Consider the following 13,347-nt stretch of genomic DNA (forward strand, 5'->3'; position numbering starts at 1 on the left):
CCAGCCCCGAGGCGCGAGCAGCGCAGGGAAGTCGGCCCGCCAGGGCCGACCCCGGAACCATGAGCCCGGTGGCGGCAGGGGCTGCAGGGTCCCACGAGCAAACCCAAAGTCAGTTGATGCCTGCGCCCTCGCATACGGTCCGGAGTCAGTAGCGCTTGTTCGACAGCTCCGCCAGGATCTCGCCGTAGATGCGGTAGCGTGAGGCGCTGATCAGTCCTGCATCCACGGCTTCGCGCACGCCGCAGCCCGGCTCGTGCTGGTGGCTGCAGTTGTAGAAGCGGCAGTGGTCGGCGTGGGCGCTGAGGTCAGGCATCAGGCGGGCGAGGGCGGCCGGGTCGATCTGGTGCAGGCCGAATTCCTGAAAGCCAGGCGAATCGATCAAGGCGCTCTCGCGCTGGGCATCGACCCAGTACCACTGTGTGGTGGTCGTGGTGTGGCGGCCTGAGTTCAGGGCCACCGAGATATCGCCGACCTGGGCTTTGGCGTCGGGCACCAGCAGATTGATCAAGGTGCTCTTGCCGGTGCCGCTGGGCCCCAGCACAAAGCTGCGCTTGCCTTGCAGCCAGGGCAGCAACTGGGCGCGCGCGGCGTCGGGCTCGGCCTTCATGGCCAGTTCCATCATCGGCAGGCCCATGGCGCGGTAAGGCGTCAGGCGTTCGCGGGCATGGGCCGTGCCGGGCAGATCGGTCTTGTTCAGCGCAATCGTGGTGGCGATGCCGGCGCTTTCGGCCGCGATCATGGCGCGGCAGAGCTGGCTCTCGCTGAACACCGGCTCCACCGCCACCAGGATCAGCAACTGGTCCAGGTTGGCGGCGAAGCTCTTGGTCTTCCATTCGTCCTGGCGGAACAGCAGGTTGCGGCGCGGCTCCACCGCTTCGATCACCCCTTCGTCCGAGCCCGACGGCGCCCAGCGCACCTGATCCCCCACCACACAATCGCTTTTCTTGCCGCGCGGGTGGCAGACCCGGCGCTGGCCTTCGGCGTCCTCGACGATGTAGTGCCGGCCGTGGCCGCGCACCACCAGGCCCAGGTCCAGCTGCGCAAACTTGCCGGCCTGGCTCACGAGGCCGCCCCTTGCAAGGCCACCGGCGCCGCCGTGCCCGAGGGCTGGCGCGCGATGGCGGCCAGGCGTTCGCTGGCCGGCGGGTGCGAGTAGTAGAAGGCGGCGTAGACCGGGTCTGGCGTCAAGGTGCCGGCATTGTCTTCATGCAGCTTGAGCAGGGCCGAGGACAGCTCAGCGCCGCTGGCATGGGCGCAGGCATAGGCATCGGCCTGGAACTCGTCGCGGCGCGACATCCGGCTGCCCAGCGGCGTGAAGAAGAAGCTGAACACCGGCACCACCAGCATGAAGAGAAGCAGGGCCAGCGCGTCGTTCGGCGCCGCCATATTGGGCTGCACATTGAAGGCGATGTAGAAGCCCGCCTGCGTGCCCAGCCAGCCCAGCAGGGCAAAGCCGGCCAGGCTCAGTGCAAACATCGTCAGCATGCGCTTGAGCACGTGACGGTGCTTGAAATGGCCCAGCTCATGGGCCAGCACCGCCTCGACCTCGCTGCCGTTGAGGCGTTGCAGCAAGGTGTCGAAGAACACCACCCGCTTGGCCGGGCCGAAGCCGGTGAAATAGGCATTGCCATGGGCCGAGCGGCGGCTGCCATCCATCACGAACAGGCCTTGCGAGGCAAAGCCGCAGCGCTGCATCAGGCCCTCGACGCGCGCTTTCAGCGCTTCGTCGGGCAGGGGCGTGAACTTGTTGAACAGTGGCGCGATCACGGTGGGGTAGAGCACCAGGATCAGCAGATTGAAGCCCATCCAGCTGCCCCAGGCCCACAGCCACCACATGCTGCCGGCCGTGCCCATCAGCCACAGAATCAGGGCCGCAATCGGCAGGCCAATCAGAGCGCCAACCAGGGCACCCTTGAGCGCATCGGCCACATAGAGCTTGAGCGTCATGCGGTTGAAGCCGAAGCGCTGCTCGATGCGAAAGGTGTTGTACAGCTCCCAGGGCAGGTCCAGCAGGCTGCCGACCAGGGTGAACGCCACCAGCAGGCTGAGCTGATAAACCATGGGGCCGAAGCGCTCGGCCGTGGCCGCATGCACCCAGCTGTTGAGCAGATCAAGGCCGCCGAGCAGGGTCCAGGCCAGCAACAGGGCGCTGTCGAAGGCCAGGTTCAGCAGGCCGAAGCGGCTGCGCGCCACGGTGTAGTCGGCGGCTTTCTGGTGCGCGGCCAGGGGCACGGTGGCGGCAAAAGCGGCCGGCACGGCGCCGCGGTGCTGCATCACATGGCGCACCTGGCGGCTGCTCAACCAGAATTTCAGGCCCAGGGACAGCAGCAGGGCCAGGGCAAAGGCCAGGCTCAGCATCGTGGGGTGGAGGGTCGGGGAAAGGCTTGCAAACATGGGTGGCAAGTGTAGGGCTGCGACAATGCGGCGCACTGATTGCATTGAAAGCCCTGCCCATGAGCGACCTGACCCCTTCCGCCCCGGCCGACGCCGCGCCCCTGCTGCCCATCAAGGACCAGAACCTGATCTGGATCGACCTGGAAATGACCGGCCTCTACCCCGAGACCGACCGCATCATCGAGATCGCCGTGGTGGTCACCGATGCGCAGCTCAATGTCCGGGTCGAAGGCCCGGTGTTTGCCATCCACCAGAGCGACGAGACCCTGGACAAGATGGATGCCTGGAACAAGGGCACGCATGGCAAGAGCGGCCTGATCGACCGCGTCAAGGCCTCCACCATCAGCGAGGACGAGGCCGTGGCCCAGACCATCGCTTTCCTGAAGCAGTATGTGCCGGCCGGCAAATCGCCCATGTGCGGCAACAGCATCTGCCAGGACCGCCGCTTCCTGGCCAACTACATGCCCAAGCTGGAAGAGTTCTTCCACTACCGCAACCTCGATGTGTCCACGCTCAAGGAGCTGGCACGCCGCTGGAAGCCCGGCATCCTCGACGGATTCAAGAAGGCCCAGGCCCACACGGCCCTGGCTGACATCCACGAGTCCATCGATGAGCTGGCCTATTACCGCGAGCACTTCCTGTCTCTTTGATCCCTCTCGTTTTCATCCTCCAGCCATGTTCTTGAGCAGGATGGCGGCCCATGGCTGAGTCCGCGGCGCCCTTGGCCGCCGCACTCTGGGCGGCTTTTGATTTCCCGCGCCACCCGCTGGCGCGTGAAGACGGCGAACGGGTGCGGGGCGCTTTTTACGCGCCGCCGGCGCGTTGGCTGCGTGCCCATGCCCCCGATGAAGTCGCCGCCGTGCTGGATGCCGCGCATGCGGCCAGCCGTGCCGGCGCCTGGGTGTTGGGCGGCCTGCGCTACGAGGCTGCTGCTGCGCTCGACCCGGCGCTGCGCACCCAGTCCGCGGGCAGCGCGCCTCTGGCCGAGTTCGCGGTGTACGAGCAAGCGCCGCAGCCCTGGCCCGATGCTGCGGCGTCGTCGTCCGACTTGCTCACCGAAAGCTGGGTCGACGCCCAGGACGAGGTGGCTGAGTCGGCGCAGATCGAGCGCATCCGCGAGTGGATTCGCAGTGGTGACTGCTACCAGGTCAACCTGACCACGCGGTTGTTGTCCCGCCTGTCGCCTGGGGTCGATCTGGCCACCTTTTTCCTAGCCTTGCATCGCAGCCAGCCCGGCGGCTTCTCGCTATTCCTGCGCGAGGCGGGGGTGGCCAGCGTGTCGCCCGAGTTGTTCTTTGACTGGCGGCCCGTGCCCGATGCCCAGCACAGCTGGCTCCTGGCCGCCCAGCCCATGAAAGGCACGGCGGCGCGTGGCCGCGATGTGGTGGAAGACGAGGCGGCCCAGGCCCATCTGCGCACCAGCGAAAAAGAGCGGGCCGAGAACCTGATGATCGTGGACCTGCTGCGCAACGACATCGGCCGCGTGGCCCAGCTTGGCAGCGTGCGTGTGCCGCGTTTGTTCGAGCTGCATGCCTTGCCGACCGTCTGGCAGATGACATCCACCATCAGCGCCGTCAGCCGGCCGCGTCTGCGCTTGTCGGAGCTGTTCGCGGCCCTGTTTCCGTGTGGCTCGGTGACCGGTGCGCCGAAAGTGCGGGCCATGCAGATCATTGCCGAGCTGGAGCCGCAGCCGCGCGGCTGGTATTGCGGCGCGCTGGGCCTGATGCAGCCCGGCGGCGTGGCCACCTTCAACGTGCCGATCCGCACGGTGGAGCAGGGTGAGGGCGCCGATGCCGCCCCTCTGTCGGCCGGCGTCGGCAGCGCCATCACGCTCGATTCCGAAGCCGCGGCCGAGGTGGCCGAGTGGCGAGCCAAGGCGCGCTTTCTGCTGCGGGCCCAGGCGCCGGTGGCGGCGCTGGAAACACTGCGACTCTCCGGGGGGCAGTGGGTGCGGCTGAGCGGCCATCTGGCCCGTTTGCAGCGCACCTGCCAGCATTTCGGGCTCAAGCCCAAGCTGCCCGATGTGCGCGCCGCATTGGCCGATCTGGCGGCCGCGCATGCCCAGGGTGAATGGCGTGTGCGCCTCACGTTCTGCGCACAAGCGGGCCTGCAAATGCGCGCCACGCCGCTGGAGCCGACACCAAATTGCGTGATACTCGCGCTGGCTGCACATGCCATCGCCTCGCAAGGGGCGGCGGCCGAGTTCATCCAGCACAAGACCACGCGGCGAGAGGTGTACGAGGCCTTCGCCGCGACCAAGCCCGCTGGGGCATTTGATGTCTTGCTGTGGAACGAGGCCGGGGAACTGACCGAGTGCAGCTTTGGCAATATCGCCGTGCAAATTGAGGGGCAGTGGTTGACGCCACGCCTGCAAGCCGGGCTTCTGCCCGGTGTTTACCGAGAAGAACTGCTGCAAGAAGGGCGGCTGCGCGAGGCGCAGCTGATGAAGAGCGATCTGAAGCGCGCCCAAGCCCTTGCATTTTTTAACAGCCTGCGCGGTTGGTGTCCTGCCAGCCTGCTGAACCCGGGTGAGCTGCCGCTCTGAATGAAACAAGAAGCGCGAGCATTGAGTTGCGCTCAAGGCCTCACCCTGTTGCGACCATCTGACTGAATCCCCATGGCTACCAAAACCCAAGCACGCACTGCCGCCGCCAAGCCGGCCGCAGCGGCCAAGAAAACAGCGCCCAAGACGGCGATCAAGACCGCGCCCGCCAAGAAAGCCAAGGCTGCGGCCGTGACCGAGGCGGTGGCCCCGAGCGCTGTGGCCAAGAAATCGGCCCCCGCCAAAGCGGCGCCCAAAAAGGCGGAAGCCACAAAGGCAGCGGCCAAGAAGACCGTGGCCACGAAGGCGGTGGCCAACCGCGCGGTGACCGCTGAAGCGCCCGCCAAGAAGGCGAGCTCCAAGCCCGCCGTCAAGGCGGAAGCCAAGGCGCCCAGCAAGGCGGCTGCCAAGACTGCGCCGGCCAAGAAGGCGGCACCCGCCAAGAAAGCCGCTGCCGCCCCGAAGGCTGGCAGCGAGCCCGTCGTGGCGAGCAAGAAGGCTGTCAAGACCGCTCAAGTCGCCAAGGCCACCAAGGTCGCTGAAGCCCCCGCTGCCAAGTCAGCGCGCAAGGCGGCGGCCTCCAAGACCGTGAGCACAGCACCCGCGACCGCCGAGCCGCTTGCCGCTGCGGTCAAGACGGCCAGCAAGAAGACAACCAAGCGCGCAGCCGCCACCGCCGAGCCGGTCAGCGCTCCGGCACCTGCGCCTGCGAAGTCAGCCACCAAGGCTCGCAAGAAGAAGGCGGAACCGGAGGTGCAAGCTCCTGCTCCTGCTGAGGTTCAGGCTGCCGCCAAGCCTGTCAAAACGACGGCGGCCAAGGCCAAGAAGAAGCCTGCGGCGGTGAGTGTGGACGCTGAAACTCCACCGGCTCCAGCGGCTCCTGCAGCTGCTCCGGTCTCGCCCGCCGCGCCTGCTGCTCCGGCCCCAGCCAAGGCACAGCAATCTCAGCGCAAGAACGGCAAATCAAGGCCGGCTGCGACTTCGACCCGTACTGCGCCGAACCAGCCGCAAGCGCCGCAAGCAGTGCCCGCTGTGCAGTCGGCGCCAGTCGAGGCCCCGGCTCCGAAGCCCGCACCAGCGCCGGCCCCTCGGTTCATCTTGGAGGCCCGCAGCGATCGCCTGTTCGGCCGCTACGAGGTGCAAGCCATCGAGGGCGGTGAGCGCTGGCAGCTGAGCCTGCGTGGCCCGCGTGCCCGCGATTTGCAGTGCAGCTGCCGCAGCTTTGCACTCAGCGATCCGGCCGGCTGCGAGCATGGCCAGTTCCTGCTCACTCAGCTGCGCGATCGCCTGGCGGCCGGTTGGCAGGCCGAGCACAGCGAGCTGGACCTCGGTGGCGGCGCCCGCCGCCAGCTGGTCTGGCGTGCTTCGCCCTCCTGCCCGGAGGCGCTGGCGGCCGAGGTTCAGGCCGTGCTGCGTGGCATTGCTCAAGGCAAGCTGGCGGGCGCCAGCGCCGTGGCCGGGCTGCTGAGCCAGGCGGCCGAGGCCGGCCATGAGCTGCGGGTGTCGGACGCCGTCTGGCAACACCTGGCCCTGGCCGCCGATGCGGCCGAGCGGGTGCGCCTGTTGGGCCAGGCATATCCGCAGCTGTTTGACAGCGAGGGCTTGCGCAATCTTTTGAAGTTGCCGCTGCCCCACTACCAGCTGGAGGCGGCCCTGTTCGCCGCCTGCGCCGGTCGCAGCCTGGTGGCCGACGATCTGGGGCTGGGCCTCTACGCCCCGGCGCTGGGCACGGCCGAGTTGATGCTGCGTCACTTTGGCGTGGAGCGCGTGCTGCTGCTGTGCGCGGAGTCGGCACAGACCCGCTGGCTCAGCGAGGCGCAAAGCCTGAGCCACCGCCGCGCCAGCCTGGTCTGGGGCGATGCGGCGGTGCGGCGCGAGCAACTGGCCGCCGCCGGCGAGATCAAGATTGCCGCACTCAACACCCTGGCCCAGGATCTGGATGCGCTGCAAGCGCATGGCGCCGATCTCGTCATCGTCGACGAAGCTCAGCGCCTGGATGCGGCCACGCTGGAGCGCCTGCAGCAGCTCGATGCGCGCGGCGGCTTTGTGCTGATGCTGAGCAGCCAGTTGCTCAACAGCCAGCCGCAAATCCTGTTGCCCCTGGTGGAGCTGCTGGATTGCCACCGCCAGGGCCCGCTGGCCGATTTCCTGGCCGAGCATGTGCACCGCGACGGCTCGGGCCGCGTGACCGGCTTCATGTCACTGGGTGATGTGGACGAGACCCTCGAGCGCCTGGTGTTCAGCCGCGCCAAGGCCGAGCTGCTGCCCAATCTGCCGCTGGCCCTGGTGCAGTTGCGTGCTGTGCCGCTGAGCGAAGCGCAGCAGGCCCTCCAAGCGCCGCTGCTGGCCAGCCTGCGCCAGGCGGTGGCGCGCTGGCAGCGCAGCGGTTTTGTCTCGGGTGCGGAGCAGTTGCAGCTGAACCGCACGGTGCAAGCCCTGCGCCGCTTGGCCATCAGCCCGCAGCTGCTGGACGATGCCGCAGAACCTGGCCGTCAGGCCGAGGCGCCCAAGCTGCTGGCCGTGGCGGCGGTGGCCCGCGAGCTGCAGGGCAAGGCCCTGGATCGCCTCTGGGTATGCAGCCAGTGGGACGACGCGCTCGCCCAGCTGCAGCCGGTGCTGCAATCGGCCGGCATTGCGCAGGTCGCCATTCCGGCCTCGCTGCCACTGGCGCAGCGCCGGGCTCTGGCCGAGCGCTGGCGCCAGGATGCTCGAGCCAGCGTGCTGCTGTGCAGCGATGCGGCGGCGCAAGGCCTGGATCTGCAGGTGCCGCGCTGCGGCCTGCTCAATCTGGAGCTGGCCTGGGGTGAATCGGTGCTGGAAGAGCGCCTGGCTCGTGTGGCCGATGAGGACTCGCGCGGCTTGCCGCTGATCCAGCTGCAGGCACAAAGCGGTTTCGAAGCCGCCTTGCTGCAGCTGCAAGACACCCGTGAGGCCATGCCGGCCTGCAGCCTGGACGGTGACGCCGGCCTGCAACTGCTGCAGGGCGAGGCCTTGGCCGACTACCTCTCGGCCCTGGCCTCGGCCCTGGCGGCCTTGCTGGACCTGGTGGCCTGAGACAAGGCGTCAGAACAAGCGTCTTTCCGAGTGTGCGGCCGGTCGTGAACTTGTCACGGCCGGCCGTTTCTTCTTGAGGCTTTCGACGCGCAACTCAGATAAATCTGAATTTGACGGCGCGATGAAGCTTCCGTGAAAACCCTAGTGTGCTATAGTCGTGGTCTTGCTTGCAGCTGAAGCTGTTTTGCATTTCGTTCGTCTCCTCTGACCTCGTTCAGGCCGCTGACCACAGTCAAACACTCGTTCACGAGTTTTTGGGCATGTTGCGCTCAGTGACGCGAAATCCCGGGCGCGCCCCAGGCCTCGCGAACATCCCTCACCGGGATGGTGTGCTGAACACCCTTCGGGTTCGGTCGGCGGCGATGCCGTCGCTTTGACTGTTCCCCCGGCGCCGCACCTGGCACCAATCGGCTGGCTTTTGCCCGGCTGTCCCCTTCAAGTCCCGGTGCACGACGCGAGCTTTCTCCCAGCGACTTTACTGGCGTGACGCGCATTTTTTTGTTGCGTGGCATGCGCGTGTTTTCGTCTCGTTTTTGCGAGGCGGGGCATGGCTTTGTTGAAAGAAGATATGAGTTTTGAAAATCTAGGTTTGCACGAGTCCCTGCTGCGTGCCGTGAAGGATTCCGGTTACGAAACCGCCACCGAAGTGCAAGCCCTGGCGATCCCCGCCGGCTTGAAGGGCGTGGACCTGATGGTGTCCTCGCGTACCGGCAGCGGCAAGACCGCTTCCTTCACCCTGCCCGCGCTGCAGAAGGTCATCGAAGCCCGTGCAGCCGCTGCCGCCGCCGCCGGTGGCGAGAACACTCGCCGCGAAAAAGGCCGTGTGCAAGGCCCCCGCGTGCTGGTGTTGTGCCCCACCCGTGAACTGGCCATGCAAGTGGCCAAGGCTGCCCAAACCTACGGCCGCCATGTGCAAGGCCTGAAGCTGTCGACCGTGCTGGGCGGCATGCCTTATGCCCTGCAGCTGCGCCAGCTGAGCGGCCCCCTGGACATCCTGATCGCCACCCCGGGCCGTCTGATGGACCACATCCAGTCCGGCAAGGCCGTGCTGGACAACGTCGAAATGCTGGTGCTGGACGAAGCCGACCGCATGCTGGACATGGGCTTCATCGATGACATCAAGTTCATCGCCGACCGTATCCCCGCCACCCGCCAAACCGTGATGTTCAGCGCGACCTTCGCCGGTCACGTCGGCCGTCTGGCCAACGATCTGCTGCGCGAGCCGCAGCGCATCGATGTTGCCTCGCACACCGATACCCACGAAAACATCACCCAGCGTCTGCACTGGGCCGACAACAACAACCACAAGGACCAGTTGCTCGAGCATCTGCTGGCCGACAAGGATGTCGACCAGGCCCTGGTCTTCACCAGCACCCAGCGCGATGCCGATTGGCTGAGCGAGCGCCTGCAGGAGCTGGGCCATGCCGTGGCGCCCCTGCACGGTGGTATGCCGCAAGGTCGTCGCAACCGCGTGCTGATGGCCCTGCGCCGTCGTGAAGTGCGCGTGCTGGTGGCCACCGACGTCGCCGCCCGCGGCATCGACGTGCCCACCATCACCCACGTGATCAACTACGGTCTGCCCATGAAGGCCGAGGACTATGTGCACCGCATCGGCCGCACCGGTCGTGCCGGCCGTGAAGGCCTGGCCGTGACCCTGGCCACGCGTGACGATGTGTCCATGATCCGCCGCATCCAGCAGTTCACGACCCAGACCATCCCTTCGGCGCAGATCGAAGGCCTGGAGCCGAAGTCGCAAGAGCCGCGCATCTTCCCGCCGCGTCCTGCCGGCGCCGGTGGTTTTGAAGACCGCGGTGCCCGTCCGGGCTGGGGTGGCAAGCCCGGCTTCGGCGGCAAGAGCTTCGGTGGCGGCAAGCCTTTCCACCGCGATGCGGGTCGTCCTTTCGTTCGTGACAACCGTGACGGTGGCCGCCCGCAAGGCTTCGAGCCGCGTGGTGGTGAGTTCCGCCCTGATGCGCGTCCTGTTGATCGTGGTTCGGATCGTGGCTTCGATCGCGGTTTCGACCGTGGCCAAGACCGCGGCTTCGACCGTGCACCGGCTGAGCGTGGTTTTGACCGTGGCTTTGATCGCGGCAATGCCGGCTTCGCCCCCCGCGGTGACAAGCCTGCTTTCGCCCCGCGTGGCGATCGCCCCAGCTTCGGCGACAAGCCGGCCTTCGGTGGCAAGCCCAGCTTTGGTGGCGACCGCCGCCCCGGCGGTTTTGAGTCGCGTGGCCCTGGCGGCCCGGGCGCCAAGCGTGGCGGCCCGGCCGGCCCGCGCCGCAGCGGTTTCGGCCGCTGAAGCCTGCGCTGCAGCGCAGCGCCTGCTGAGCGAACCGGGTTCTGACCCGGAGCTGCACTAAGATCAAAAGGCCCGCCAAGGTTCGTCCTGGCGGGCCTTTTTTCGTCGGCGCGACTCGCTCGCCGGGTTCACTGTTCTCTTCTTGTTTTTTGTCCATGCGCCACACCGGCATCCTGATCCAGTGGGACGACAGCAAAGGCTATGGCTTTGTGCGCTCGCCCTCGGCGCCAGACGCCAAGCTGTTCGTCCACATCCGTGATTTCGAACTGCTGACGCAACGGCCCCAGCAGGGGGAAACTTTCAGTTTCGAGCTCGGTGTGGATGGCCAGGGCAAGCGGCGGGCGGTGCGGGTGCGGCGGCCTCGGGCGGCGCCGGCCGCTCCTGCGCGGCGGCCGAGCGCAAGCGCGGGTAGCGCTGGCTTGCTCTTGATCCCTGGTTTCGCTGCGGCCTATCTGAGCTGCCACCTGCTCTGGGGCCTGCCGCCGGCGTTGTGGGGCGCTTACATGGCGCTGAGCCTGGCCACCTTCATCGTCTACGCCGGAGACAAGCGGGCCGCGCGGCTGGGGCATTGGCGGGTGCGTGAGGGCACTTTGCACGGCCTGGCTGTGGCGGGAGGCTGGCCGGGCGCTTTGCTGGCGCAGCAGCTCTTGCGCCACAAGTCCAGCAAGCCGGCGTTCCGGCGCCAGTTCTGGTGGACGGTGCTGGGCAATCTCCTGGGCTTCGCGCTGCTGTTCACCCCGCTGTTCTCCTTGTTGCGCCGCCTCGCCGGCCCTTGAGCTCGCGCCGCCGTTTGCGTCTGGCGAAACAAAGTGGGCAAAGTGGCTTAGTTTTCCGCGGCCTTGTGGCCGCAGCCGCGCTAGGCTGCTCGATCATGGACCTGCTGTTTTTTCCTCGGCCCACGGGAGCTGGGCGTCTGGCGTGGATGCCTTGAACGCACTTGACCCGGATCTGCTGATGCAGACGCTCTTGCACAGCCTGCCGGCCAGCTGGCAGTCGGCCTGGCCCTGGCTGCGCGGCAGTGCATGCGTGCTGCTGTTTGGGTTGCTGCCGGCCGGCTGGCTGCTGCTCAGTGCGGCCGCACTGCTGGCGGGCGCACAGGCCCGGGCCATGGCTCAGCTGAATGTGCAGCCACGCGGCGTGCCGCGCAGCCGCTGGCTGGGCAGCCTTTTGCTGGCCGCGGGCCTGTGGTGGCCGTGGATGTCGGCAGATACGCCGGCGGTGCCCCTGCTCCTATCCCTGCTGATGGCCTATGCCGCCTCGCGCTCCTTGCTCCAGGCCTTGCAGCCGCGTCGCGCCTTGAGCAACGGCTTTCGCGTGGCCATGGGCCTGTGGGCTCTGCTGCTGGCAGCCGGGCAGGGGCTGCTGCTGGCGCGCGTGCCGATGGCGCCGGCGGCGGGTGTCTTGAGTTTGCTGGCCGTGGCCGGCCTGTTGTGGCTGAACGGCGGATCACTCGCGGCGCGCGGCTTGCGTGGCGTGGTGATGGCGGCGGCGGTGTTGCTGCCGCTGGGCGTGCGCCTGCTGCTCAGCGGGCCCGAGGCGGGCGAGGGCTTTGGTGAGGCCCGCTGGCAGGCGGTGCTGGCGATGTGGCCGCGCTGGGCGCTGGGGGCGCGCGAGCTGGCCTTGCTCTTGCTGGTGCTGCTCATGACCCGGGCCTTGCCGGCCTTGCTGCGCCATGTGGGCGAGATGCAAGTGGCGGCGGACAAGGAAAGCGACGCCCGTTTCACCGATCCGCTGACCGGCCTGGCCACGCGCCTGGGGTTGGAGCGACAGCTGGCGCAGGCGGTGTTGGAGAGCGATGCCAAGGAGCAGCCGCTGGCCTTGCTGCTCTTCGATCTCGATGGTTTCAACCCCGTCAACAGCAGCTTCGGCCATGACAAGGGTGATGCCTTGCTGCGTCTGGCGGCCGATCGCCTGCGCGGCTGTCTGGGCGTGCACGATGTGGCGGCCCGGATCGGCGGGGATGAGTTCGCCATCCTTTTGCACGAGGCAGGCAGCAAGGAGGCGGTGGCCAGTTTTGCGGCCCGGGTCCTGGCCGAGCTGGCCCGGCCCTATCTGCTGGACCGGCGCGAGCTGGCGATCTCTTGCTCGGCGGGGATTGCCCGTTATCCGCTCGACGGCGGCAAGGCCCGCATGCTGGCCTGCGCGGACGCGGCCAAGAGCGCCGCCAAGCGCCTGGGCGGCGCCTGCTACTGCTTTTATGCCGCCGGCATGGACGGTGACACGCGTGAGCAGCTGGATCTGCTGCGTGACCTGCGCCATGCGGTTGAGCGCAACCAGCTCGAGCTGTATTTTCAACCCAAGATCGATGCGCGCAGCGGTGAGGTCACGGCCGCCGAGGCCTTGCTGCGCTGGCACCACCCGACCCGCGGCATGGTGTCGCCGGTGATCTTCATTCCGATTGCCGAGCGCTTTGGCTTCATGCGCGAGCTGGGCAACTGGGTGATCGATGCGGCCTGCCGCCAGGCCCAGGTCTGGCGCGAGAGCGGCCTGCGCATGCGCGTGGCCATCAATCTCTCGGCGCAGCAGATGCGCCAGGCCGACATTGTCGATCGCATCCAGAAGGCGCTCGAAGCCTCGCGCATGCACCCGACCCTCTTGACCTGCGAGATCACCGAGTCGGTGGTGATGGAGAACACCCAGGCCATCCAGGACACCTTCCGCCGCCTCGGCGAGCTGGGTGTGCACTTGTCCATCGACGATTTCGGCACCGGTTATTCCTCGCTCAGCTATCTGCGCCAGCTGCCGGCCCAGGAGCTGAAGGTGGACCGGGCCTTTGTCACCGACCTGGTGGCCAGCGCCGATGCCCGCGCGGTGGTCGATGCCGTCATCCGCCTGGCCCATGCCCTGGGCCTGCGCGTGGTGGCCGAAGGCGTGGAGACCCAGGGCCAGCAGCAGGTGCTGGTGGCCATGGGCTGCGACGAGCTGCAGGGCTATCTGTTTGCCCGCCCCATGTCGGCCCAGGCCATCCTGCTCTGGGCCATGGACGACAAGAACTCGGCACCGGCCTTCCGCGCCTCGCTGTTTGGCGACACGCAGGAGATCGACCAGCTCTGAACTT

General features: G+C 67.5%; 8 protein-coding genes. 6 read left to right on the top strand and 2 right to left on the bottom strand.

The features are described from left to right. Window positions 1–145: 145 nt before the first annotated feature. Window positions 146–1,063: a ribosome small subunit-dependent GTPase A gene (rsgA, locus tag AC1Q6P_RS20575; RefSeq protein ID WP_492663542.1), complete on the bottom strand. Its 918-nt coding sequence runs from the start codon at window positions 1,061–1,063 to the stop codon at window positions 146–148. Further along, a complete protein-coding gene (locus AC1Q6P_RS20580) occupies window positions 1,060–2,394 on the bottom strand; it encodes a M48 family metallopeptidase (protein WP_271009217.1) in 1,335 nt (444 codons plus the stop codon). Before AC1Q6P_RS20580 ends, rsgA begins: the two co-directional genes overlap by 4 nt. A 59-nt stretch (window positions 2,395–2,453) precedes the next feature. Here AC1Q6P_RS20580 and orn point away from each other — a divergent pair, with 59 nt between their 5' ends. The 6 genes from orn (at window position 2,454) to AC1Q6P_RS20610 (ending at window position 13,343) form a co-directional block, all read left to right on the top strand. Next, window positions 2,454–3,044, top strand: a complete 591-nt coding sequence (gene orn, locus AC1Q6P_RS20585) for an oligoribonuclease (RefSeq protein ID WP_102770188.1) — start codon at window positions 2,454–2,456, stop codon at window positions 3,042–3,044. 50 nt (window positions 3,045–3,094) lie between these two features. Further along, window positions 3,095–4,939: a chorismate-binding protein gene (locus AC1Q6P_RS20590; RefSeq protein WP_492663541.1), complete on the top strand. Its 1,845-nt coding sequence runs from the start codon at window positions 3,095–3,097 to the stop codon at window positions 4,937–4,939. Window positions 4,940–5,011: 72 nt separating this feature from the next. After that, window positions 5,012–7,990, top strand: coding sequence for an SNF2-related protein (locus AC1Q6P_RS20595; RefSeq protein WP_492663540.1), 2,979 nt, complete (start codon window positions 5,012–5,014; stop codon window positions 7,988–7,990). 568 nt (window positions 7,991–8,558) lie between these two features. Next, window positions 8,559–10,289 (top strand): DEAD/DEAH box helicase, encoded by a 1,731-nt coding sequence (locus tag AC1Q6P_RS20600; protein ID WP_492663539.1) that lies wholly within the window; start codon window positions 8,559–8,561, stop codon window positions 10,287–10,289. Between the two features lie 155 nt (window positions 10,290–10,444). Further along, entirely contained in the window at window positions 10,445–11,065 is a 621-nt protein-coding gene (locus AC1Q6P_RS20605) for a DUF1294 domain-containing protein (RefSeq protein WP_492663538.1), read from the top strand. A gap of 151 nt (window positions 11,066–11,216) precedes the next feature. Next, window positions 11,217–13,343, top strand: a complete 2,127-nt coding sequence (locus AC1Q6P_RS20610) for a putative bifunctional diguanylate cyclase/phosphodiesterase (protein ID WP_492663537.1) — start codon at window positions 11,217–11,219, stop codon at window positions 13,341–13,343. Window positions 13,344–13,347 lie beyond the last annotated feature (4 nt).

The sequence above is a fragment of the Roseateles sp. GW835-FHT13E02 genome (assembly GCF_058794035.1).

What these genes read in the sequence shown, in the direction of transcription:
- AC1Q6P_RS20605 (WP_492663538.1), top strand. Translation starts at nt 10,445, where the DNA reads ATGCGCCACACCGGCATCCTGATCCAGTGGGACGACAGCAAAGGCTAT.
- AC1Q6P_RS20580 (WP_271009217.1), bottom strand. Translation starts at nt 2,394, where the DNA reads ATGTTTGCAAGCCTTTCCCCGACCCTCCACCCCACGATGCTGAGCCTG.
- AC1Q6P_RS20590 (WP_492663541.1), top strand. Translation starts at nt 3,095, where the DNA reads ATGGCTGAGTCCGCGGCGCCCTTGGCCGCCGCACTCTGGGCGGCTTTT.
- AC1Q6P_RS20595 (WP_492663540.1), top strand. Translation starts at nt 5,012, where the DNA reads ATGGCTACCAAAACCCAAGCACGCACTGCCGCCGCCAAGCCGGCCGCA.
- AC1Q6P_RS20600 (WP_492663539.1), top strand. Translation starts at nt 8,559, where the DNA reads ATGAGTTTTGAAAATCTAGGTTTGCACGAGTCCCTGCTGCGTGCCGTG.
- orn (WP_102770188.1), top strand. Translation starts at nt 2,454, where the DNA reads ATGAGCGACCTGACCCCTTCCGCCCCGGCCGACGCCGCGCCCCTGCTG.